26 protein-coding genes are annotated in these 21928 nt (G+C 72.5%); 5 read left to right on the top strand and 21 right to left on the bottom strand.

Features of this window, described 5'->3' with window-relative positions; translation table 11 throughout:
* Position 1: 1 nt before the first annotated feature.
* Genes ruvA through ruvC form a run of 3 tightly spaced genes read right to left on the bottom strand, consistent with a single transcriptional unit; the run spans position 2 to position 1703 of the window.
* Positions 2 to 619 carry a Holliday junction branch migration protein RuvA gene (gene ruvA / locus ACYVP9_RS04895; RefSeq protein ID WP_460603576.1) on the bottom strand — a complete coding sequence of 206 codons (618 nt, stop codon included), beginning with the start codon at positions 617 to 619 and terminating at the stop codon, positions 2 to 4.
* Positions 616 to 1191, bottom strand: coding sequence for a hypothetical protein (locus tag ACYVP9_RS04890; RefSeq protein ID WP_460603575.1), 576 nt, complete (start codon positions 1189 to 1191; stop codon positions 616 to 618). The genes ruvA and ACYVP9_RS04890 overlap by 4 nt, the downstream gene beginning before the upstream one ends.
* Positions 1188 to 1703 carry a crossover junction endodeoxyribonuclease RuvC gene (gene ruvC / locus ACYVP9_RS04885; RefSeq protein WP_460603574.1) on the bottom strand — a complete coding sequence of 172 codons (516 nt, stop codon included), beginning with the start codon at positions 1701 to 1703 and terminating at the stop codon, positions 1188 to 1190. Before ruvC ends, ACYVP9_RS04890 begins: the two co-directional genes overlap by 4 nt.
* Before the next feature lie 87 nt (positions 1704 to 1790).
* Between ruvC and ACYVP9_RS04880 the strand changes: the two genes are divergently transcribed.
* The 3 genes from ACYVP9_RS04880 (at position 1791) to ACYVP9_RS04870 (ending at position 3951) form a co-directional block, all read left to right on the top strand.
* Positions 1791 to 2609 carry a site-2 protease family protein gene (locus tag ACYVP9_RS04880; RefSeq protein WP_460604292.1) on the top strand — a complete coding sequence of 273 codons (819 nt, stop codon included), beginning with the start codon at positions 1791 to 1793 and terminating at the stop codon, positions 2607 to 2609.
* Positions 2606 to 3406, top strand: coding sequence for an alpha/beta hydrolase (locus ACYVP9_RS04875; RefSeq protein WP_460603572.1), 801 nt, complete (start codon positions 2606 to 2608; stop codon positions 3404 to 3406). Before ACYVP9_RS04880 ends, ACYVP9_RS04875 begins: the two co-directional genes overlap by 4 nt.
* A gap of 65 nt (positions 3407 to 3471) precedes the next feature.
* Positions 3472 to 3951, top strand: a complete 480-nt coding sequence (locus tag ACYVP9_RS04870; protein ID WP_460603571.1) for a hypothetical protein — start codon at positions 3472 to 3474, stop codon at positions 3949 to 3951.
* A 3-nt stretch (positions 3952 to 3954) separates the two neighbouring features.
* Here ACYVP9_RS04870 and ACYVP9_RS04865 read toward each other — a convergent pair whose 3' ends face one another.
* Together ACYVP9_RS04865 and ACYVP9_RS04860 are read right to left on the bottom strand one after the other, a co-directional pair.
* Entirely contained in the window at positions 3955 to 5580 is a 1626-nt protein-coding gene (locus ACYVP9_RS04865; protein ID WP_460603570.1) for a hypothetical protein, read from the bottom strand.
* Positions 5577 to 6332: a YebC/PmpR family DNA-binding transcriptional regulator gene (locus ACYVP9_RS04860; RefSeq protein WP_460603569.1), complete on the bottom strand. Its 756-nt coding sequence runs from the start codon at positions 6330 to 6332 to the stop codon at positions 5577 to 5579. Before ACYVP9_RS04860 ends, ACYVP9_RS04865 begins: the two co-directional genes overlap by 4 nt.
* 66 nt (positions 6333 to 6398) lie before the next feature.
* Here ACYVP9_RS04860 and ACYVP9_RS04855 point away from each other — a divergent pair, with 66 nt between their 5' ends.
* Positions 6399 to 7268, top strand: a complete 870-nt coding sequence (locus tag ACYVP9_RS04855; RefSeq protein ID WP_460603568.1) for a class I SAM-dependent methyltransferase — start codon at positions 6399 to 6401, stop codon at positions 7266 to 7268.
* On the opposite strand, the gene pdxT is transcribed toward ACYVP9_RS04855, so the two are convergent.
* The 11 genes from pdxT to ffh all read right to left on the bottom strand — a co-directional run bounded on the left by pdxT (position 7269) and on the right by ffh (position 16555).
* On the bottom strand, positions 7269 to 7868 hold the full coding sequence (gene pdxT, locus ACYVP9_RS04850) for a pyridoxal 5'-phosphate synthase glutaminase subunit PdxT (protein WP_460603567.1): 600 nt from the start codon (positions 7866 to 7868) through the stop codon (positions 7269 to 7271).
* A gap of 71 nt (positions 7869 to 7939) precedes the next feature.
* A complete protein-coding gene (locus ACYVP9_RS04845; RefSeq protein ID WP_460603566.1) occupies positions 7940 to 8107 on the bottom strand; it encodes a hypothetical protein in 168 nt (55 codons plus the stop codon).
* A gap of 565 nt (positions 8108 to 8672) precedes the next feature.
* Positions 8673 to 9086 (bottom strand): DUF2752 domain-containing protein, encoded by a 414-nt coding sequence (locus ACYVP9_RS04840; RefSeq protein WP_460603565.1) that lies wholly within the window; start codon positions 9084 to 9086, stop codon positions 8673 to 8675.
* The gene (locus ACYVP9_RS04835) at positions 9079 to 9462 is read right to left on the bottom strand and encodes a TM2 domain-containing protein (RefSeq protein ID WP_460603564.1); all 384 of its coding nucleotides are present in this window, start codon (positions 9460 to 9462) and stop codon (positions 9079 to 9081) included. The genes ACYVP9_RS04840 and ACYVP9_RS04835 overlap by 8 nt, the downstream gene beginning before the upstream one ends.
* A 47-nt stretch (positions 9463 to 9509) precedes the next feature.
* Positions 9510 to 10403, bottom strand: a complete 894-nt coding sequence (gene pdxS / locus ACYVP9_RS04830; RefSeq protein WP_460603563.1) for a pyridoxal 5'-phosphate synthase subunit PdxS — start codon at positions 10401 to 10403, stop codon at positions 9510 to 9512.
* A 24-nt stretch (positions 10404 to 10427) separates the two neighbouring features.
* A complete protein-coding gene (locus tag ACYVP9_RS04825) occupies positions 10428 to 11477 on the bottom strand; it encodes a DUF3048 domain-containing protein (RefSeq protein WP_460603562.1) in 1050 nt (349 codons plus the stop codon).
* A complete protein-coding gene (locus tag ACYVP9_RS04820; RefSeq protein WP_460603561.1) occupies positions 11474 to 12040 on the bottom strand; it encodes a hypothetical protein in 567 nt (188 codons plus the stop codon). Before ACYVP9_RS04820 ends, ACYVP9_RS04825 begins: the two co-directional genes overlap by 4 nt.
* 50 nt (positions 12041 to 12090) lie before the next feature.
* Complete coding sequence (locus tag ACYVP9_RS04815; RefSeq protein ID WP_460603560.1) at positions 12091 to 13212, bottom strand: glycosyltransferase family 4 protein; 1122 nt, start codon at positions 13210 to 13212, stop codon at positions 12091 to 12093.
* Between the two features lie 3 nt (positions 13213 to 13215).
* Positions 13216 to 14142 (bottom strand): phosphatidylinositol mannoside acyltransferase, encoded by a 927-nt coding sequence (locus ACYVP9_RS04810; RefSeq protein WP_460604291.1) that lies wholly within the window; start codon positions 14140 to 14142, stop codon positions 13216 to 13218.
* Between the two features lie 133 nt (positions 14143 to 14275).
* Positions 14276 to 14893, bottom strand: coding sequence for a phosphatidylinositol phosphate synthase (gene pgsA, locus ACYVP9_RS04805; protein WP_460603559.1), 618 nt, complete (start codon positions 14891 to 14893; stop codon positions 14276 to 14278).
* Positions 14894 to 15019: 126 nt separating this feature from the next.
* Positions 15020 to 16555, bottom strand: a complete 1536-nt coding sequence (ffh, locus tag ACYVP9_RS04800; RefSeq protein WP_460603558.1) for a signal recognition particle protein — start codon at positions 16553 to 16555, stop codon at positions 15020 to 15022.
* A 128-nt stretch (positions 16556 to 16683) separates the two neighbouring features.
* Between ffh and ACYVP9_RS04795 the strand changes: the two genes are divergently transcribed.
* Positions 16684 to 17472 (top strand): SGNH/GDSL hydrolase family protein, encoded by a 789-nt coding sequence (locus tag ACYVP9_RS04795; protein WP_460603557.1) that lies wholly within the window; start codon positions 16684 to 16686, stop codon positions 17470 to 17472.
* 123 nt (positions 17473 to 17595) lie between these two features.
* On the opposite strand, the gene fabG is transcribed toward ACYVP9_RS04795, so the two are convergent.
* From fabG to ACYVP9_RS04770, 5 genes are read right to left on the bottom strand one after another with little or no spacing between them, the layout of a single operon-like run.
* Positions 17596 to 18360, bottom strand: coding sequence for a Rossmann-fold NAD(P)-binding domain-containing protein (gene fabG / locus ACYVP9_RS04790; RefSeq protein ID WP_460603556.1), 765 nt, complete (start codon positions 18358 to 18360; stop codon positions 17596 to 17598).
* Between the two features lie 33 nt (positions 18361 to 18393).
* The gene (locus ACYVP9_RS04785; RefSeq protein WP_460603555.1) at positions 18394 to 19170 is read right to left on the bottom strand and encodes an SDR family oxidoreductase; all 777 of its coding nucleotides are present in this window, start codon (positions 19168 to 19170) and stop codon (positions 18394 to 18396) included.
* Positions 19167 to 20132: an LLM class oxidoreductase gene (locus tag ACYVP9_RS04780; protein ID WP_460603553.1), complete on the bottom strand. Its 966-nt coding sequence runs from the start codon at positions 20130 to 20132 to the stop codon at positions 19167 to 19169. The genes ACYVP9_RS04785 and ACYVP9_RS04780 overlap by 4 nt, the downstream gene beginning before the upstream one ends.
* Complete coding sequence (locus ACYVP9_RS04775) at positions 20129 to 20704, bottom strand: TetR/AcrR family transcriptional regulator (RefSeq protein WP_460603551.1); 576 nt, start codon at positions 20702 to 20704, stop codon at positions 20129 to 20131. Before ACYVP9_RS04775 ends, ACYVP9_RS04780 begins: the two co-directional genes overlap by 4 nt.
* Positions 20697 to 21926 carry an acyl-CoA dehydrogenase family protein gene (locus ACYVP9_RS04770; protein ID WP_460603550.1) on the bottom strand — a complete coding sequence of 410 codons (1230 nt, stop codon included), beginning with the start codon at positions 21924 to 21926 and terminating at the stop codon, positions 20697 to 20699. The genes ACYVP9_RS04775 and ACYVP9_RS04770 overlap by 8 nt, the downstream gene beginning before the upstream one ends.
* Between the last annotated feature and the right edge of the window lie 2 nt (positions 21927 to 21928).

Genomic DNA, 21928 nt, shown 5'->3' with positions numbered 1-21928 from the left:
GTCACCGGGTGCGGCCGAGCAACTGGATCGACTGCCGCAGCAGCACCGCGACGTCGGGCGACGAACCGTCGGCCACCCCGGCCGACACCAGCTCGATGGCGTCGCCGGCCTCCTTGGCCGAGAACCCCAGCCCCGCCAGCGCGTGGGCCAGCTGGTCGCGCCACGGCGCCACCGCGACGACCCCCGCGCCCGGGACGACCGCGCCGTCGGAGCCGTCGATGGCCCCGATGCGGTCGCGCAGCTCGATGACGATGCGCTCGGCGCCCTTCTTGCCGACGCCGGGCACCTGCGTCAGCGTCGCGAAGTCGGACGTCGCGATCGCGCGGCGCAGCTCGCGCGGGGGGTGGACGGCGAGCATCGTCTGCGCCAGCTTCGGCCCCACGCCGTTCGCGGTCTGCAGCAGCTCGAACAGCGCCCGCTCGTCGTCGTCGGCGAAGCCGTAGAGGGTCAGCGAGTCCTCCCGGACGACCAGTGAGGTGGCCAACCGGGCCTGCTCCCCCACCCGCAGCCGGGCGATGGTGCCGGGCGAGCAGGAGACGGCGAGCCCGACCCCGCCGACCTCGACGACGGCACCGTCGGGCGCGACCGCGGCCACCGTCCCGCGAACGCTGGCGATCACTGCTGCTCCTCGGCGTGCCGCTCGGCCGCGGCGAGCGCGGTGCGCAGCGGCGCCAGCTCGGCCTCGTCCAGCTCGAGCTGCTCGCGCAGCTTGAGCGCCGCGGTGAACTGCTGCCGCGCGTCGGACCAGTGACCCTGCTCGTAGTCGTTCAGCCCGGCGTGGTGGCGCGTGTAGGCCTCGACGACCGGGCCCAGGCGACCCGCGGCCGCCATCAGCTCGGTGAGCACGACGTTCGCGTCGCCGTACTCGCCGCGCCACGAGTGCACGTGCGCGAGCCGGACCCGGGCGAGGTGCACCTGCGGGGGCGTGCCCTCGAGCTCGGCCCGGTCGACGGCGGCGTTCGCCTCGGCCAGGGCGTCGTCGAGCTCTCCGCGGATGCGCAGCAGGTCGACCAGCTCGCCCCGGGCGAGCAACTCGCCGATCTCGTCCGCCCGGTACTGCGCACCGCGGATGCGCTCGCGCAGCACCTCGACGTGCGCCTGCGCGGCGTCCGGATCGACGAACCGTTCGCGCAGGGTCTCGGCGTCCCACTCGAGGGCGGGGAAGTCGTCGTCGGGAAGCTGTTCGGTCACCGTGCCACTCTCGCAAGCGCGTCCGACACCTTGCGCCGGGCACTGCCGCGCCAGACGTGACAGATCGCGAGCGCGAGCGCGTCGGCGGCGTCCGCCGGTTTCGGCGCGACGGACAGCCGCAGCAGGCGGGTGACCATCGCGGTCACCTGCGCCTTGTCGGCGACGCCCGAGCCGGTGACGGCGGCCTTCACCTCGCTGGGGGTGTGCAGCGCGACCGGCACGCCGGCACGGGTGGCCGCGACCATGGCCAGGCCCGCCACCTGCGCGGTGCCCATGACGGTGCGGACGTTGTGCTGGCTGAACACCCGCTCGACGGCGACGACGTCCGGTCGGTGCAGCGCGATCGCCTCGCCGATCGCGTCCGCCTGCGCGAGCAGGCGGCGGCCGGGCTCCTCGTCCGCCGGGGTGCGGACCACGTCGACGTGCACGAGCGTCAGCGGACGGCCCGGGGCCCCGTCGACCACGCCCACCCCGCACCGGGTCAGGCCGGGGTCGATGCCGAGGACGCGCACGGGCAGCCTTCCCAACGGTTCGAACGGGCGTTCGACGCAGCCTAAGCCCCGTTCAGGGCCCGCTCCCGTACCGTGCGCAGCGTGTCGGTGTACAACCTCGGCAACCGCCGCGCGGGCTCGGTGCGCCCGAGTCCGCTGTTCCTCGCGTTCGTCGCGGCGACGGCGCTGGGCGCCGCGCTCGCCTGGACGCAGGACGAACGCGGCTCGTGGATCGGCAACGTCGGCGTCTTCGTCTTCGTGCTCGCCGGCTGGGTGGTGTCGGTCTGCTTCCACGAGTTCGCGCACGCTCTCGCGGCCTACCGTGCGGGCGACCGCAGCGTGGCCGATGCGGGCTATCTGACGCTCAACCCGTTCAAGTACACGCACCCGCTGCTGTCGATCATCCTGCCGCTGTTCTTCATCATCCAGGGCGGCATCGGCCTGCCCGGCGGGGCCGTCTACCTGCACCGCCACATGTTCCGCAGCCGGCTCTCGCAGAGCATCGCGTCGGCCGTCGGACCGACGGTCAACCTGGTCCTCGGCATCGTGCTGCTGCTGGTCGCCAAGGGTCACGCCGACGAGGTGGTCGCGTACGGGCAACCGGGCAACCACGCGCGGTTCTGGGCCGCGCTCGCGTTCCTCGGGTTCCTGCAGATCACCGCCGCCGTGCTCAACCTGCTGCCGGTCCCCGGACTCGACGGGTACGGGATCATCGAGCCCTACCTCGACCCGCAGACCCGCCAGTTCGGCGACCGGGTCAAGCCGTGGGGCATGCTCGGCGTGATCGTCCTGCTGATCGCGTTCGACCCGCTCAACGCCGCGTTCTTCGACCTCGTCGACTGGCTGTGCGGACTCACCGGCATCCAGGACGGCTTCACCGGCGTCGGACGGTACTTCTTCCAGTTCTGGGACAAGCCCGCCCCGTGATCGGGCGGCGCGGCTTCCTGGCGGGCGCCGTCGGCAGCGCCGCCCTGGTGGCGGCGGGGTGCTCGTCCTACGACGTCACCGGGGCGAACGAGGGCGGCACCTTCCGCTCCCGCTACCGGCGGACGGACGTCGGGTGGCGGCTCGTCCGACCGCCCGGCCACGACCGCGAGCGGCTGCCCGTGCTGGTCGTGCTGCACGGGCGCGAGGGCAACCACGACCAGGCCTTCGACTACCTGCACCTCGACCGGGCGCTCGCCGACGTGGTGCGGGACGGTGCCCGCCCGTTCGCCCTGGCCGCGGCGGACGGCGGCCACGCCGAGTACTGGCACCCGCGCCGCGACACCGACCCGGCCGGCATGGTGCTGCACGAGTTCCTGCCGCTGCTCGCCCGCCGCGGTCTGGACACGAGCAGGGTCGGCTTCCTGGGCTGGTCGATGGGCGGCTACGGCGCGCTCTACCTCGGCGGCGCGCTCGGTCCGGGGCGTACCCGCGCAGTGGTCGCCGAGAGCCCCGCGATCTGGCACCGGGCCGAGCAGACGGTGCAGGGCGCGTTCGACGGCGCCGAGGACTTCGCGCGGCACTCGATCTTCGGTCACCTCGACCGGCTGCGAGGGCTCGCCCTGCAACTCGACTGCGGCGACCGCGACGGGTTCCAGTACGTGACCCGCGACCTGCGCGGCGCGCTGCGGCCGACGCCGGCCGGCGGCATCACCGCGGGCGGCCACGACGGCGACTACTGGCGGGGCCGCGCGCACACGCAGTTGCGGTTCGTCGCCCGCCACCTGACGCGACCTTAAGGCTGCCCGAAGGGGCGTCCGGACGCTGGTCCCATCACGCCGACCACACCCCGAGAGGCCCTCCCGTGAAGCTGCGTCCCGCCGCCGTTGCCGCTGCCCTGCTCGCTGCCCTGCTGCTCGCCGGCTGCGGCTCCGACTCGTCCGGGTCGCCGGGCGGCGGTTCCGGCGGCGGCTCGCCGTCCGGCCCCTGCGACGTGACCGACCAGAAGACCGTCGCGTCGGTGTTCCCGGGCGCGAACACCGGCAAGCCGGGCAAGGTCCGCAATTGCGAATACACATTCGCGGGCGGCAAGGTGAACGTCTATCTCTTCGACGGCGACCTCGACGGCTACAAGCAGCAGGCCAAGGACAACGACATCTCGTTCACCCCGGTGTCCGTCGGCGACGCGGCGATCCGCGACCAGATCCACACGCTGACCGTCCAGCAGGGCGACACGCTGTTCGCCGTCCAGGCGCTGCCCAGCAGCGGTCTCGCAAAGAAGGACCTCGCGAAGTACGACCCGCAGACGCTCGCGCTGGCGAAGAAGATCGCCGCGGACCTCTGAGCCTCAGGCGCCGCCGGGTCTGGACGTGTCCAGCTCGAGACGTCGCAGCCCGGCCGCGTCGAGCGCTGCGGCCAGCGACGCGACCCAGCCGACCACCTGCGCCCGGGGGGCCCGGGCGCTCTTCCCGTCCGTGAACACGCTGTCGCTCATGACGATCTGCACGGCCACGCCGCCGACCGCGCGGAAAGCGCGCACCTCACCGGTCGGCCCGCCGAGGGACGTACGGTCACCGGTCTGCACGTACCGTGCCGTCCACCCGGGGGGCAGTCCGGCCACCGGGTCGACGGGGAACACGTCCTCGAGTTCGTCCTGATAGGCGCCCCACCCCGCGGTGACGGTGGCCGCGGGCACCGGCCCGAGCGCCGCCACGACGAGGTCGGCCGACGGGGCGAGCCCGTCCGGCAGCTCCTCGGACCGGTCGAGCTCGAAGCGGCGTACACCACCGACGCCGTCGCGGCCGGCCCATTCCCGGAAGCGGTCGGTCACCGTGTCGACGTCGACGTAGGAGATCCGGGTCGCCGGGTCCCACCCCGCCGCCCGCACGTAGGGCAGCGCGGTCTCACGCCGGTCGGGCGGCGCCCCGAGCAGGTCCAGCTGCTGCTGCACCAGCAGCACGGCGAGCACGACGGCGAGCGCGGTGGGCAGGCCGACACCGGTGAGCCGCCGCCGCAGCACCGTGCGGCGCGGGTGCCGTCCCGCCGCGGCCGGCAGACCGAGCCGGGCGACCTTCTCACCGTCGAGCCGCAGGTCGGGGCGGGCGCCGGCGGCCAGCGCGCGGACGTCGGTGGAGAGGGGGCCGTCGCCCTCCTCGCGACGCAACCGCAGTTCGGTGCCGACGGCCGCCCCCTGCCAGATGAGCGCGGCGAGCACCGCAAGCGCCGACAGCAGGAACACCGCGCCGACGACCAGGTAGTCGTGACCGCCGACCTCGTAGGCGTTCAGGTTGCCGAACAGGTCGCGGGTCACCGCCCACCGCTCGCCCGGACGCGGCCGGCCCGACTCCGCGACCGCGGTGCCGTCGGGGGTGGACAGGAACCACGTGGTGTCGCCGCCCCCGGTCTCGGAGGTGATGCCGGTCGACGCCGTGACCGTCACGACGCGATCGCCGTGACCGTGGTTGGCCCGCCACGCGGGCCACACCGACGAGGCCGACATGACGGTCAGCAGTCCGAACAGCAGGAGCATCACGACCGCGCCCGACCGCACCATGCCCTGGCGTCGCAGCCGGGCCTGGAATGCGGGTGCCGAGCCGGGCGGCTGGATCGCCGGCATCCGTCGGTGACCGGTCAGCGGGACGAGCTGGCGGACGATGCGCCCCGCGTGCCCGAACCGCCCCACTGCGAGGGTCGCCGCCCAGGTCACGGCGAGGGCGACGAGGATGACGACGAAGCCCGGACCGGTCTCGTCGTCGATGCGCTGCCAGTTCGTCGACCCACGCTCGAAGTAGGCCTCCATCGACAGCGAGTAGGCGGCCCACACCGCGACCGCCAGCAGTTCGACGAGGCACAGCGCCCGGAGCACCCGGCGCGCGTGGTAGCGGCGCAGCAGGCGCAGGGCGTCCGTGTCGTAGGGCTCGGTCGCGTCGCCGGCCGGGGCGGCGTCCGGCTGCTTGTCGAGCGAGACCCTCACTGTGCGCCGACGGCCTCGAGCACCTCGTCGCTGACGTCGAAGTTGGCGTACACGTTCTGCACGTCGTCGAGGTCCTCGAGCGCGTCGATCAGCTTGAGGACCTTGCGGGCGGAGTCCTCGTCGAGCGGCACCTGCACGCTCGGCAGGAACGACGAGTCGGCGGAGTCGTACTCGATGCCGGCGTCCTGCAGGGCGGTGCGCACGGGGACGAGATCGGTGGCCTCGCTGACGACCTCGAACGCGCCGCCGAGGTTGTTGACCTCCTCGGCGCCGGCGTCGAGCACGGCCATGAGGACGTCGTCCTCCTGCAACCCGTTGTCGGGCACGACCACGACACCCTTGCGGTTGAACAGGTACGCCACCGACCCGGGGTCGGCCATGTTGCCGCCGTTGCGGCTCATGGCGGTGCGGACCTCCATGGCGGCGCGGTTGCGGTTGTCGGTGAGGCACTCGATGAGCACGGCGACACCCGCGGGCCCGTAGCCCTCGTACATGATCGTCTGCCAGTCGGCGCCGCCGGCCTCGGCGCCGGACCCGCGCTTGACCGCACGGTCGATGTTGTCGATCGGGACGGAGTTCTTGCGCGCCTTCTGGATGGCGTCGTAGAGCGTCGGGTTGCCGTCGGGGTCACCGCCGCCGGTGCGCGCCGCGACCTCGATGTTCTTGATCAACTTGGCGAACAGCTTGCCGCGCTTGGCGTCCTTCGCAGCCTTCTGGTGCTTGGTCGTCGCCCATTTGGAGTGGCCGCTCACTGCCCCGCCTCGCCTCGTCGCCGTCGGATACTCGACCACCCATTCTAGTGGTCGTACCGTCCGGGCATGACCGAGCGAACGGGCGAGCACGGGCCACCCTCGGAATGGGCCTGGTCGGGTGAACGGGTCGAGCGGTGGTTGATGCAGGCGGACGGCCTGGAGGAGCAGCACCGCGAGGTCACCGAGTTGCTGTTCGCCGCGGCGGCCGTCGCTGCGAGCGAGGTCGTGCTGGACGTCGGGTGCGGCACCGGACCGACCACGCGCCGGGCCGCCGCCGAGGCGGGCCCGTCCGGAGCGGTCGACGGCCTGGACGTCGCCGCCGCGATGCTCGAGGCCGCCGCCCGCGTGCCGGTGCCCGACGGCGCGGCGCCCATCACCTGGATCGTCGCCGACGCCGTCGACTGGGATGCGCCCGTGGCGCGCTACGACCTGGTGCTGTCCCGGTTCGGGGTCATGTTCTTCGGCGACCCGGCCGCCGCGGTCGGCACCCTCGCCCGGGCCACCCGCCCCGGCGGACGGTTCGCCGCCGCGGTGTGGGCGCACCGCGCCCGTTCGCCGCTGTTCGAGGTGCCGTTGCAGGCCGCGGTGCGCACGCTCGCCGGACGCGGCATCGACGCCGAGGCGCCGGACCCGACCGCCGGCCCCTCGTCCTGGCACGACCCCGGCAAGGTCACCGCGCTGCTGACCGGACAGGGCTGGCGCGACGTCACGCTCACGCCACACGAGCTGCGGATGCCGTTCGCCGGCGGCCTCGACGCCGCCGCGGCGGCCCGCGCGAGCCTGGACTTCGGCCCGACCCAGCGCCTGCTGTCGGGGCGGGACGACGACACCGTCGCCGCGGTCGCCGCCGCGATCGAGGCGGCGTTCGCCGAGCACGAGACGGACGGACGGGTGGTGCTGGGCGCCACCGTCCAGATCGTCACCGCCCGCCGGTGATCAGCCTTCGCCGATGACCTCGTCGATCATCGAGCAGAAGTAGGCGTGCACCCGGCCGTCGCCGGTCATCTCGGGGTGGAAGGACGTGGCCAGCAGCGGGCCCTGCCGCACCGCGACCACGTGACCGTCCTTCGTCGTGCCGAGGGCCGTGGCCCTCGGGCCGAGGTCCTGGATCCACGGAGCACGGATGAACACCGCCCGCACCGGGCCGCCCTCGACACCGTCGATGGCGATGTCCTCCTCGAACGAGTCGACCTGGCGCCCGAAGGCGTTGCGCCGGACCGTGACGTCGAGCCCGCCGACGGTCTCGGCCAGCGGCGACCCGCCCGTGTCGACCCGGTCGGCGAGCAGGATCATGCCGGCGCACGAGCCGTAGGCAGGCATGCCGGCGGCGATACGCTCGCGCAACGGGTCGAGCAGCTCGAACGTCCGCGCAAGTTTGATCATGGTCGTGGATTCGCCGCCGGGCAGCACCACCGCGTCGACGGCGTCGAGTTCCTTCGGCCGGCGTACCGGTACCGCGGCACAACCCGCCGCCTCGAGCGCGCGGGCGTGCTCGCGCACGTCGCCCTGCAACGCGAAGATCCCCACCGTCGCCACGACACAACGCTAGCCGCCGCCCGCCACCCGGCGACGCCCCGGCTCGGCCCCGCACGCCACGGCGGTGACGCTCACCAGTCGTAGGTCTGACCGAGTGCCGTCCGCACGAGTGCCCGCACCCACACCGACGGGCCCATCCCCAGCTCCTCGGCACGGCGGCACACCTCGCGCCACTCACGGTGACCGATGCGCACGGTGAACACGGTCGAGTACGCGTTGCCGTTGCGCCGCGGGCGCACACCTGGACCGTGTCCCCGTCCCGGCACCCCCGAGCGGCCCGCGACCGTCGAGCGGCCCGCGACCGTCGAGCGGCCCGGGACCATCGAGGGGTCCGCGCCCTCTGGGTGATCCGCGTCGTCGGACCGGACCCAGCCCGAACGGTCGCCGCAGCACGGACAGTCCGGGTCGCCCGCCTGGTCGAACCGCACGGCGCAGCAGCCACAGGCCCCCACGGTCCGTGCCGCACGCGGATCTTCCGGCTCGCCGCACTCACAGGCCACCGGCGGGCCGAACCACCCTGCGTTCTCGGTCCCCGCCATACCTGTCCCGCCCTGCCCTGCCGTCGACGCCCGGCCACCTGTCGGGACGACGCTAGGCGAAGCCGACCCGCACGCGAGGAGTTGTCCACAGGCGACCGACCCGTCACGAGATCGGCGACCGCGCCCCGGTCCCCGGTCTCCGGTCCCCGTCCCCGTCACCACCCTTTCCGGAATCTGTAATACGCGCAGATCTGCGCGTATTACAGATTTCGAAAGAGGGGTGTTCGAACCGGGGCACATCCTTCGTGGCGGCGGGCCGCCGGGATCAGGCGAGGTTGCGGACGACCGTCCACGCGATCGCGACGACGGCGAGCGCGGCAGTGGCATGCCGGTCGCGGCGCGCCTGGCCGGCGGTCGCGAAGGCGCCGACGGCCCAGCGCAGGGCGAAGCGGGTGAGCAGCACGGCGAGCACCGGCAGCAGCACGAGCAGCACCGCGTTGTCGTGCCAGGCGGCCCCGAGCCGGCCGTGCAGCAGGTCGTGGGTCATGCGCAATCCGCCGCAGCCGGGGCAGTCGAGCCCGGTGGCGCGGTGGAACGGGCAGACCGGCATGGGGGCGCCGGGATCGCGCGGGTCGCGGACGCCGACGTACGCGAGCCCCGCGGCGGCGGCGACGAGCGCGCCGGCGAGCAGGCGCACCCGCTGCCGGCGAGGCGTCGCGGGCGCGCGCAGATCAGTCACGCAGCGGCCGGCCCTGCGGGTCGCGGACGTTGCCCACGAAGATCATGATGGCGTCGACGAGGGCCCAGACACCGAGCCCGCCGCAGGTGAACAGCTGCGCGAGACCGATGCCGGTGTGGCCGAGGTAGAACCGTCCGACGCCGAAGGTGCCGAGAAAGAACTGCAGCAGGCCGGCGGTCAGCTTCGACTTGTCCGACAGCGGCTCACCGGTGAGCGGATGCACACCGAACGGGGCGCCGGGCTGCGGGGCGTAGGGCGACCCGTACGGCGCCGGCGGGTACCCGAACGGGGGTCCCTGGTGCGGTCCCTGCGGGTACGGCTGTCCGTACGGCCCTTGCTCGGGAAGACCGGGCTGGTCGTTGCCGGGGTAGGTCACGCCCGGGGACTATTCCGGACCTCGGGGTCACCCGCCAGATCGAGAGGTCACCAGCCCCGGTCGGCGAGTCGGTGCGGCTGCGGGATGTCGTCGACGTTGATGCCGACCATGGCCTCGCCGAGCCCCCGCGAGACCTTGGCGATCACGTCCGGGTCGTCGTGGAACGTCGTCGCCTTCACGATCGCCTCGGCACGCTGGGCCGGGTTGCCGGACTTGAAGATCCCCGAGCCGACGAACACGCCCTCGGCGCCGAGCTGCATCATCATGGCCGCGTCGGCCGGGGTGGCGATGCCACCGGCGGTGAACAGCACGACCGGAAGCTTGCCGAGCCGGGCGACCTCGGCCACCAGCTCGTACGGCGCCTGCAGCTCCTTGGCGGCGACGAACAGCTCGTCCTCGGGCAGCGAGGTCAGCCGGCGGATCTCCTGGCGGATGCGCCGCATGTGAGTGGTCGCGTTCGAGACGTCACCGGTGCCGGCCTCGCCCTTCGAGCGGATCATGGCCGCGCCCTCGGTGATGCGCCGCAGCGCCTCCCCCAGGTTCGTGGCCCCGCAGACGAAGGGGACGGTGAACTGCCACTTGTCGATGTGGTTGGCGTAGTCGGCCGGGGTCAGCACCTCGGACTCGTCGACGTAGTCGACACCGAGCGACTGCAGCACCTGCGCCTCGACGAAGTGGCCGATACGCGCCTTGGCCATGACAGGGATCGAGACCGCCGCGACGATGCCCTCGATCATGTCCGGGTCGCTCATGCGGGCCACGCCGCCCTGGGCGCGGATGTCGGCGGGCACGCGCTCGAGGGCCATCACGGCGACGGCGCCGGCGTCCTCGGCGATCTTCGCCTGCTCGGCATCGACGACGTCCATGATGACGCCGCCCTTGAGCATCTCGGCCATACCGCGCTTGACGCGCGCCGTCCCGGTCTCGTGCTGGTCGGTCATGCCGCCCAGTCTACGAGCCCGCCGTCAGGCCAGTGGGGCCCCGGTGCGGGTGAGGACCACCCACACCCCACCCGGCTTGAGCTGCATCTGCGCGCCACCCGACGTGCGGAACGTCGTGCCCTTGGTCAGGGACGGCCGCGACCAGGTGCCCACCAGCCGCTTGCCGTTGCGGAACAGCACCGCCTTGCCCTTGCCGATCGTGTGCGTGAACTTGTTCGGGTTGCCGTTCACGTCGCGGTCGGCGTTGAAGGTCTCGACCTTGCAGAACTGGACGAGGACGTTGGGCGTGGCCACGCGGCGGCCGGCCTGGGTCTTCACGGGCTGGCCGTCGATGAAGCGCACGTACTGCTTGATCTTGGTGTCGTAGCGGAACGTGATGGGAGTCGCGCCGACGACCGTCGACACGACCTGACCGCCCTTGCCCTTGGCGGCCTGCGCGCTCGAGGACGACCAGTCGAAGCCGACGTCCTTCGGCCGCGGCGCCTTCAGCCGCTTGGCGATGACGGCGAGGTCGGCGGTGAGGTTGTAGGGGGCCGGCTTGTCCCCGGCCCGCGCGAACCCCGGGCCGCCGCGGTCGTTGATGCTCGTCTTCAGGAACGAGCGGTCGAGCAGCCGCAGCGGCACCGACGCACCCCCGGAGGCGACGTAGGCGATGCGGCCGTACTGCGAGACGAGCTCCGGGTCGGCCGGACGGGTGCTGCGCACCGACTCGACCAGGGGCAGCGACGTGTGGAAGACGGCCACGAGCCGGGTCAGACCGCCTTCGACCTCCTCGATGTAGACCACGTCCGCCTTGTCGATGTTGCGCTGCGGACGGCCGTTCGCGGTGTCGTCGATCTTCACGGCCACGACGCCGTTCTTCGAGACCTTGCCGCCGGTGAGCGGGTCGACCGCCTTCGGCTTCGGGGTCGGGGACGAGTCGGACGACGGCGGCGGGGTGACGCCGGAACTGGACGGCGACGACTTGTCGTCGCTCGTGCACGCGGCCAGGCCGAGGGCGAGGACGGTGACGAGTCCGATCGCACCGACGCGGGCCCCGGGCCGGGCGTGCTCGGGGCGGGGTCGTGCGGTCATCGATTTTCCTCTTCCGCGTCGGCCGGCCGGAACTGCGGCACGGTGTCGTCGATGTCGAAGAACTGCGGCATCTCGCGGTGCCCAGCCATTCGTAGCAGGCGGGGCAGGCGGCGGGCGCGCAGCGAGCGCGTGTCGCGCACAGCGTCGTTGTAGAAGCGGCGTGATATCAGGACGCGGGTGGCGGCCTCCTGCAGCTCCTCCGCGGCGGCCGGTTCCAGCGGACGTCCGGCCACCGCGCCGGCCGCCCGTCCGACCGCGTTCTCGGCCACCTCGCGCACGGCGCCGTCGTCGTGGCCGCCGACACCGCCGGTCCGGCCCGCGCGCAATGCGTTCTCGGCCACCTCGGCGATGCGTGCCCGCTCGTCCGCCGGCAGGTCGCTGGCGGGGTCCCGGGCGGCCAGCTTGAGGGCGGCCGCCCGCCGGACCAGCTGGGCGTCGAGGGCCGCCTCGGCCGCGTCGATGCGCGCGTGCAGCCGGTCGAGGCGGGTCAGCGTGAACGTGAACCACAGGGTGAGCAGGACGGCGACCACGACGGCCGCCACCAACCACACGACCGGGAGCACCCGAAGACCCTAACGGCGTCGCCCGGGCGGCACCTGTCGACCGGACGGGATCACACAGGTTGGCCGGCGCTCGCGATCGCCAGCTCGTAGACCCGCAGCACGTCGGCCACGATGACCGACCAGTCGAACGGCGCCACCGCGGCCGTCCCGGCGGCGACCAGCTCGGCGCGCAGCGCGGCGTCGTCGAGCACCTCGGCGAGGGCGGTGGCCAGGGCGTCGCGGTCGCCCACGGCGAAGAGGCGTCCGGCGGTGCCGTCGGCGAGGACCCGCCGGAACGCGGGGATGTCGCTGGCGACGACGGCCGTGCGGGCCGCCATCGCCTCGAGCAGGATCACACCGAAGCTCTCGCCGCCCGTGTTGGGCGCGCAGTACACGTCGACGCTGCGCAGCAGCCGCGCCTTGTCGGCCTCGCTGACCTGCCCGAGCAGCTCGACACGCTCGGCCAGGGAGGCGGGCAGCTCGGCGCGGAAGTCGTCGGCGTCGCCCCGCCCGGCGACCAGCAGCCGCAGCCCCGGACGGTCGCCGACCAGTCGCTCGAGCGCGCCGATCAGCACGCCCATGCCCTTGCGCGCCTCGTCGTAACGGCCGATGAAGCCGATGGTGCCGCCGTCCCGGGGGTACCCGTCGAGGGGTTCGGCGTCGACGAAGTGGTCGACGGCCACGCCGTTGGGGATGACGACGGCGTCGCCGCCGAGATGCTCGACGATCACCTGCCGGGCGGCCGGCGAGACCGCGATCTTGCCGCTGATCTTCTCGAGGAACGGCTGCAGCACCGTGTCGAACATCGACAGGAACCGGGAGCGGGCGGTGGCGACGTGGAACGTCGCGACCAGCGGGCCCTCGTGGATCATGCAGGTCAACAGCGACAGGCTGGGCGGGGCCGGCTCGTGCACGTGCACGACGTGGAAGCGGCCGTCCTTGAGCCAGCGGCGCACCCGGGCCGCCGAGACCAGGCCGAACTGCAGGCGGGCGACGGAGCCGTTGTACGGGATCGGCACCGCCTTGCCCGCCACCACGACGTACGGCGGCAGGCCCGGGGTGTCCTCGTCGCCGGGCGCGAGCACCGACACCTCGTGGCCGAGTTCCATCAGCTTCTCGGCGAGATCGCGGACGTGCGCCTGGACCCCGCCGGGGATGTCCCACGAGTACGGGCAGACGATGCCGATGCGCACGGTTCAGGCCTCCGCGATCCGGGGGCGCGGGGTGAGGTCGGCGAGCCAGAGCTTCTGCAGCATGTGCCAGTCCTCGGGCTTGGCGGCGATGTACCCGGCGAAGCGGTCGGCCAGCAGCTGGGTGGCGGACGTGACCTGGTCGCGCAGCCGGGTGCCGGTCAGCTCCAGTCGCGGTCCGACGTGGTGGGACCAGCCGTCGTCGCCCTCGAACTGGCAGTGCACGGCGTGCAGCGCGGCGCCGGTGGTGGCCGCGAGCAGGGCCGGGCCCGCGGGCATGCGGGCGGCCTCGCCGAAGAACGACACCTCGACGCCGCTGCTCGACAGGTCCCGGTCGGCGACCAGGCAGACGATCCGGTTCTCGCGCAGGCGCTGGGTGAGCACCTGCGTCGGCGGCCGTTCACCGCCGGTGAGCGGGATGACCTCCATGCCCAGCGACTCGCGGTACGCGACGAACCGGTCGAACAGCGACTCGGGTTTGAGACGTTCGGCGACCGTCGTGAACGACCCGTACCGGCGCGCCAGCCACATGCCCGACGCGTCCCAGTTGCCGGAGTGGGTCAGGGCCAGAATGACGCCCCGGCCCTCCGCCAGGGACTCGTCCACCCGGTGCATGCCCGTCATCGTCGCCTCGAGACTGGCGAGGACCGCCTCGTGGTCCATGGACTCGAGCGTGAACGTCTCGCGCCAGTAGCGCGCGTAGGAGCGCAGCGCGTCGCCGACGAGCGCGTCCATGCGCAGTTCGGACATGCCCGGTCCGACGACCCGGCGGAGGTTCTTGCGCAGCTGCCGGGTGCCGCGCCCGTTGCGGACGGTCGCGGCGTCGGCCGCCGCCCGGAACGCCCGGGACGACATGCCCTGCGGCATCGACTTGATCATGCTCCAGCCGGCGGCGTAGCCGAGCCCGACGGCGCGCTCGCGGACGGGCGCCACCACGTCCCCCGGCGCGGGGCGGCGCGCGGGTCGCAGCGACGGCCGGCGGAAGGACCGCCGTGGGGGCCGGCTCGCGACGGGCGGCGGCAGCGGCGCGGCGACCGCGTCCGCCGCGGGGGGCGACCAGTCGGGCTCAGGCACCGGCCGCCTCACGGGCGCGCGACTGCTCCCACACGGTCGCGAGCCGCTGGTACACCGTGATCGCCGAGGCGGCGACGAGCAGCCACAGCGCCACGGCCAGCACGAAGGGCACGCCGAGACCGGTCAGTCCGGTGCCGACGAGCACGAGGATCAGCCGCTCGGCCCGCTCGGCGATACCGACGGTGCACGTCAGCCCGGCGCCCTCAGCGCGGGCGCGGATGTAGCTGGTCAGCGCGCCGAGCACCAGACACAGCAGCGCGGCGAGCAGCATCCATTGCTCGCCGTGGTGTGCGTAGTACCAGGCGACGGAACCGAAGATGGCGGCGTCGGCGATGCGGTCGCAGCTCGAGTCGAGGACGGCACCGAACACCGAGCTCGTCCCCCCGGCGCGCGCCACCGCACCGTCGACGATGTCGAGGAGCACGAAGAAGGTGATGACGAGCGTCCCGGTGAAGAACCATCCGGTGCCCAGCAGACCGACCGCGGCGGCCGTCGCGCCGACCGTGCCGAAGACGGTGATGGCGTTCGGCGTCACCCGGGCCCGGGCGAGGGCCGCACCGAGCGGTTCGAGCGCCCGCGACACGGTGGCGCGGGCGTGGATGTTGAGCACGGGTGCGGCGGATCCGTTCTGGGGCGTTCGGCGGACGGGACGGTCGGCCCACGATAACCCGGGCGGACGGACGGACCCGGACCGACGAGACCCGGAGGCCCCGGGGACACGGCCCCGGGGCGGCGGCTACTCCTTGGGCAGGTTCTTGAAGTCGAGCTTCGACAGGTCGGGCATCTGCATGCCCGGCGGCAAGCCCGGTGGCAGCTGGGGCTGCTGTCCGTACCCGGCCGGCATCTGGGGCATCCCGGTGGGGACACGCGCCGGCCCGCGGCTCTGCCCGCTCTTCTTGCCCTTCTTGTTCTTGCGCTGGTTCTTCGACGACTTCGTCGCACTGCGCTTGCGCATGCCCGGCAGGCCCATGCCGCCGAGCTGGCCCATCATCTTGCGGGCCTCGAAGAAGCGGTCGACGAGCTGGTTGACCTCGCTGACCTTGACGCCGGAACCGTTGGCGATGCGCAGCCGCCGCGAGCCGTTGATGATCTTCGGGTTCTCGCGCTCGGCGGGCGTCATGCCCCGGATGATGGCGGCGGTGCGGTCGAGGTCCTTGTCGTCTACCTCGGCCAGGGCCTCCTTCATCTGGCCCATGCCCGGCATCATGCCGAGCAGGTTGCCGATCGGCCCCATACGGCGGATCGCCTGCAGCTGTCCGAGGAAGTCCTCGAGGGTGAAGTCGCTGCCGCCGCCCGCGAGCTTGGCGGCCATCTTCTCGGCCTCGGCCTGGTCGAAGTGCTTCTCGGCCGTCTCGATGAGCGTGAGCACGTCACCCATGCCGAGGATGCGCGAGGCCATCCGGTCGGGGTGGAAGACGTCGAAGTCCTCGAGCTTCTCGCCGTTGGACGCGAACATGATCGGCTGGCCGGTGACCTCGCGGACGGACAGTGCCGCACCGCCGCGCGCGTCGCCGTCGAGCTTGGTCAGCACGACGCCGGTGAAGCCGACGCCGTCGCGGAACGCCTCGGCCGTGGTCACGGCGTCCTGGCCGACCATCGCGTCGACGACGAACAGCACTTCCTGCGGGTCGACGGCATCGCGGATGTCCGCCGCCTGCTGCATCATGTCGGCGTCGATGCCGAGGCGGCCGGCGGTGTCGACGATGACGATGTCGTGCTGCTGGCGCTTGGCGATCTCGATCGAGTCGCGGGCGACCTGCACCGGGTCGCCGACGCCGTTGCCCGGCTCGGGCGCGTAGGTGGCGACGCCGGCGCGGTCACCGACGATCTTGAGCTGGTTGACGGCGTTGGGGCGCTGCAGGTCACAGGCCACGAGCAGCGGCGTGTGCTTCTGCTCGCGCAGGTGACGGGCGAGCTTGCCGGCGAGCGTCGTCTTGCCGGCGCCCTGCAGGCCGGCGAGCATGATCACCGTCGGCGGCTGCTTGGCGTAGCGCAGCCGGCGGGTCTCGCCGCCGAGGATCGCCACGAGTTCCTCGTTGACAATCTTGATGACCTGCTGCGCCGGGTTGAGCGCCTTCGACACCTCCTCGCCGCGCGCCCGCTCCTTGATGTTGGCGATGAACTGGCGGACGACCGGCAGGGCGACGTCGGCCTCGAGCAGGGCGATGCGGATCTCGCGGGCAGTGGCGTCGATGTCCGCCTCGGACAGTCGCCCCTTGCCCCGCAGGCCGCTGAAGACCCCGGAGAGCCGGTCGGAAAGGGTGTCGAACACGCTGCCAGCCTACGGGGCGCCGTCCGGCCGGACCGGAACCTTCCCGGCCGGTGACCCTGGCCAACGCGCGGGGTTCACGATAGAACAAGCCGGACAGAATCGGACAATTCGCATCCGGAGGCCGTCCCGTGCGCCGCGCATCCCTGCTCACCACCCTGTTGCTCGCGGTCGCGGGCCTCGTCCTCGCGCTGGCGTCACCCGCCGCCGCGGCGGGCGTGCACTACGTCGCCCTCGGCGACTCGTACTCCTCCGGCGTGGGCGCCGGCGACTACATCGACTCCAGCGGTGACTGCGACCGCAGCCTGAACGCCTACAGCCAGGTGTGGGCCGACAACCACTCCCCCGCGTCGTACACCTCGGTGGCGTGTTCGGGCGCCACCACCTCGGACGTGGTGAGCAACCAGCTATCCGCACTCTCGTCGTCCACCACGCTGGTGAGCATCACGATCGGCGGCAACGACGAGAACTTCAGCGGCGTCATGAAGGACTGCAACCTGGGCAGCGACTCGACCTGCGTGAGCGAGATCGACGCGGCCGAGAACGACGCCCGCGCGACGCTGCCGGGCAAGCTGGACAACCTGTTCGGGCAGATCCGCGACCGGGCGCCGTCCGCCGAGCTCGTGGTCCTCAACTACCCGGACTTCTACGACCTGGGCAGCGACTGCATCGGCCTCAGCCAGACCAAGCGGGCGAAGATCAACGAGGGCATCGACACGCTGTCGTCCGTGCTGCGGGCAGCGGCCGGACGGACCGGGGCCACCTTCGCCGACGTGCGCAGCGCCTTCGACGGGCACGAGATCTGCGACGACAACCGCTGGCTGCACTCGGTCAACTTCGCCGACTTCGGCATCTCGTACCACCCGACCGAGGACGGCCACCGCGACGCGTACTACCCGACGTTCGACGCCGTCGCTTGACCGCCCGGCGCCTGGGATCGACTGGCACCGTATCGAGTTGACTGGCGACCTTCACCGCTGACTGGATGACTTCAAGTCCCCAGTCAGCCTGGAAGGTCGCCAGTCAACGTGCGAGGGCGACGGTCAGTGCAGGCCGGAGCCGCCGTCGACGTAGAGCACCTGGCCGGTGACATAGCCCGACTCCTCGCCGGCGAAGAACGCGACGGCGTTGGCGATGTCGGCCGGCACGCCGCCACGACGCACCGGAAGCGTCTTCTCGGCGTTGCCGCGCATGTCCTCGATGGTGATGCCGATGCGCTCGGCGGTCGCCTTCGTCATCGCGGTCTCGATGAACCCGGGGGCGATGGCGTTGGCCGTGACGCCGAACGGGCCGAGCTCGATGGCCAGCGTCTTGGTCAGGCCCTGCAGGCCCGCCTTGGCGGTGGAGTAGTTCGCCTGGCCGCGGTTGCCGCGCGCCGAGGTCGAGCTCATCGAGATGATGCGGCCGTACTTCGCGTCGACCATGTGCTTCTGCGCGGCCTTGCTGCACAGGTACGCGCCCTTGAGGTGGACGCCCATGACGATGTCCCAGTCGTCCTCGCTCATCTTGAACAGCAGGTTGTCGCGCAGCACACCCGCGTTGTTGACGAGGATGTGCAGGCCGCCGAACTCGGCGACGACCGCGTCGACGGCGGCCTGGACCTGCGCGGCGTCCGAGACGTCGGCGCCGACGGCGATGGCGGTGCCACCGATGCCGGTGATCTGGTCGACGGTGGCCTGCGCGGCGTCCTTGTTCAGGTCGACGACCGCGACCTTCGCGCCGTCGGCGGCCAGCCGGGCACAGATGCCCGCACCGATGCCCTGGGCACCTCCGGTGACCAACGCGACGCGGTCCTTCACTCCTGCCATGAGCGGGTATTCCTTTCGATAGTTGGTGTTCGGTTACTCGGACCGTACGAGGCGGCGCATTCCCGCCAGCCACCGGTCCGGGTCGGACGCCTTCTGGGCCCAGTACGTGCCGACCTCGGGGTGAGGCAGCAGCAGGAACTTCCCCGCTTCGATGCCCTGGGCGGCGACGGCCGCGACGTGCTCGGCGGACACGATCTCGCCGGACGCGGCGACCGCGCGGGCACCGGCGTCGCCGGCCGCGAGCGGGTCCATGAGCAGCGGGGTGTCGACCCCCATCGGACACAGCACGCTGACGCCGATGTTGCGGTCGCCGTAGGTCACGGACAGCCACTCGGCGAACGCGACGGCGCCGTGCTTGGTGACCGCGTACGGCGCGTCTCCGGGCGAGGTCAGCAGGCCGGCGGCGGATGCGGTCTGCAGCAGGTGGCCGCCACCCTGCCGGATCATGGTCGGGAGCACGGCCCGTGCGGCGTAGACGTGGCTCATCACGTTGATGTTGAAGGCGTCGCGCCAGGCCTGCGGGTCGGCGACGCCCGCACCGGTGGTGATGCCGGCGTTGCTGCAGAACAGGTCGATGCGTCCCTCGCGGTCGACGGTGCGCTGCACGAGGGCGAGCACGGCGTCGGCGTCGGCGACGTTCACCTGCTCGGCGGTGCCGCCGACCTCGGCGGCCACGGCGGACGCGCCCTCGAGGTTGCGGTCGACGACCACGACGTGTCGAGCGCCGTCGGCGTGGAAGCGGCGGGCCAGCGCCGCGCCGATGCCGCTCGCGCCGCCGGTGACGACGACGACGGAGTCCTTGATCCTCATGAGGTCGGCGCCAATCGTCGCAGCAGCTCGAGGTCGGGCGGCCCGTCCGGCGTGGGGACGAGCGCCATCACCGGCGTCGTCACGCCCGCGTCGGCGTAGGCCCGCACCTGGTCGCGGCACGACTCGGGGCTGCCGTGCAGCACCAGGTCGTCGACGACGTCGTCGGGGATCGCCGCGGACGCCGCCTTGCGGTCACCGGCGGCCCACGCCTCCTGCATCGGACGAAGCTTCTCACCGCGCCCGACCCAGTCGTGGAACGCCGCGTACGCAGGGACGGTGAGGTAGCTGGAGATCATGAACCGGCCGACCGCCCGCGCGTGGTCGGCGTCCTCCGTCGGGCACACGAAGATGCGGGCGACCACCTCGGCGGACGGGTTGCCGATGGCCGCGACGCACTGCGCGACGTCGTAGCTCGCGAGCCAGTTGAGGATCGCGCCGTCGGCCTCGCGCCCGGCCAGGGCGAGCATCTGGGCGCGCAGTGCGGCCAGCACGATCGGCGGCGACTGCTGCGGCGCGGACTCGAGCTTGAACCGCTTGACGGTGAAGGTGTCGAACTCGCCGTCGACCCGCTCGCCCGCGAGCGCGGTGCGCACGGCGCGCAGCACGTCACGGGTGCGCCGGTACGGCTGGTCGAACGACAGACCGTTCCAGTTCTCGACGATCGCGGGACTCGACGCACCGAGGCCCAGCACGAACCGGCCGGGGGCGGCCTCGGCGAGCGCGGCCGCCGACATCGCGAGCAGCGCCGGCCCGCGCGTGTAGACCGGCACGATCGCGGTGCCGAGGCGCAGCGTCGGCTCCCATACGGACGCGAGCGCGAGCGGCGTGAACGCGTCCGTGCCGTTGGTCTCGGCCGACCACAGGTCGGTGTAGCCCAGGTCGGGCAGGGCTCGCACGATGTCGGCGTGCGCGGCGAGCGGCACGCCGGTCAGCGGCACGGTCAGACCCCAGCGCGCGGTCACGGCTCGAGCCCCCGCAGCACGAGGTCCGCGAGTTCCTGCGCGAGCTGGGCGGGACGTTTGCGGCCGTTCGGCCGGTACCAGATGGGCAATTCGTTCACGACTCCGAAGACGGTGTTGGCGATCATGTCCGGTGACGCGACCGACCCGAACGCGCCGGAGGCCTGGCCGTCACGCACGAGCTTGCGGACGGCGTCGTGGTAGCGCCGCCGCTGCCTGCGGTACTGCTCGGTGCGCTCGTCGCCGAGGCTGTGCAGCTCGCGCCAGAACACCAGGGCCGGACGGGCGCTGGTCGCGGTCGTGACCATGAGGTCCTCGATGATCAGACGCAGGGTGGTCGCGGGGTCCTGTTTTTGCGCAAGAATCCGTGAAAGTCGTTCGAGCTGCGCCGTGATGAGGTCGCCGTAGACCTCGTACAGCAGCGCTTCCTTGGACACGAAGTGGTGGTAGAAACCGCCCTTCGCCACGCCGGCCCGCTCGACGACCTGCGCCACGCTCGTGCCGTCATATCCCCGTTCGGCGAACAGGTCGACAGCGGCGGCGAGCACGCGCTCGCGGACGCCGGTGTCAGGCACGCGCTCCCCGCAGCTCCTGGCGGGCGACCGTGCGCAGGTGCACCTCGTCCGGCCCGTCGGCCAGGTGCAGCGTGCGCAGCTGCGCCCACATCTCGGCCAGCGGGGTGTCGCCGGAGACGCCGGCCCCGCCGTAGGCCTGGACCGCGCGATCGACGACGTACGAGGCGGCGCGCGGCGCGGCCACCTTGATGGCGGCGATCTCCGTCCGCGCCCCCTTCGCGCCGACGGTGTCGATCAGCCATGCCGCCTTGAGCACGAGCAGCCGGGCCTGGTCGATGGCGAGCCGCGACTCGGCGATCCACTGCTGCACGACGCCCTGGGACGCGATGGGTCCCCCGAACGCCTCGCGCTCGGACGTCCGCGCACACATCAGTTCGAGGGCCCGCTCGGCGGCACCGAGGCTGCGCATGCAGTGGTGGATGCGGCCGGGACCCAGCCGGGCCTGGGCCATCATGAAGCCGCCGCCCTCGGGCCCGAGCAGGTTCTCGGCGGGCACGCGCACGTCGTACTCGATCTCGCCGTGGCCGCCGTGCGGACCGTCGTCGTAGCCGTAGACGCTGGTCGAGCGGTGGATCGTGACACCCGGGGTGTCGAGCGGTACCAGGATCATCGAGTGCCGCGCATGGCGCGGGCCGTCCGGGTCGCTGACACCCATGACGATCGCGACCTCGCACTCCGGACGCAGCGCCCCGGTCGACCACCACTTGCGACCCCGCACGACGTACTCGTCCCCGTCACGGGTGATGGCGGTCGCGATGTTGGTGGCGTCGGACGACGCGACGGCCGGCTCGGTCATCGAGAAGCACGAACGGATGGCGCCGTCGAGCAGCGGCTGCAGCCAGCGTTCGCGCTGCTCGTCGGTGGCGAACATGGCCAGCAGCTCCATGTTGCCCGTGTCGGGCGCGGAACAGTTCATGGCCTCGGGCGCGATCGCCAGCGAGCGGCCGGACAGTTCGGCGATCGGCGCGTAGTCGAGCACGGTCAACCCGGCGCCGAGGCCGGGACCGATGTGCTCGGGCATGAACAGGTTCCACAGCCCCTGCCGGCGCGCCTCCTGTTTCAGCCCGCCGAGCACCTCCGGGGTACGGAACGGCGTGCCGGCCGACCGGTTGGCCGCGGCCTGCCGCTCGAAGGTGTGCTCGGCGGGATACACGTGCTCGTCGAGGAACGCGCGCACCTGCTCCTGCAGCTGCTGCGAGCGCTCGCTGTGCGCGAAGTCCACGG

Source organism: Jatrophihabitans fulvus (genome assembly GCF_054781375.1).
This window is presented reverse-complemented; position numbering and strand designations above follow the sequence as displayed.

Coding starts and splice junctions, on each gene's coding strand:
- ACYVP9_RS04855 (WP_460603568.1), top strand. CDS start 6,399: ATGACCGAGCGAACGGGCGAGCACGGGCCACCCTCGGAATGGGCCTGG.
- pdxS (WP_460603563.1), bottom strand. CDS start 10,403: ATGACCGACCAGCACGAGACCGGGACGGCGCGCGTCAAGCGCGGTATG.
- ACYVP9_RS04825 (WP_460603562.1), bottom strand. CDS start 11,477: ATGACCGCACGACCCCGCCCCGAGCACGCCCGGCCCGGGGCCCGCGTC.
- fabG (WP_460603556.1), bottom strand. CDS start 18,360: ATGGCAGGAGTGAAGGACCGCGTCGCGTTGGTCACCGGAGGTGCCCAG.
- ACYVP9_RS04785 (WP_460603555.1), bottom strand. CDS start 19,170: ATGAGGATCAAGGACTCCGTCGTCGTCGTCACCGGCGGCGCGAGCGGC.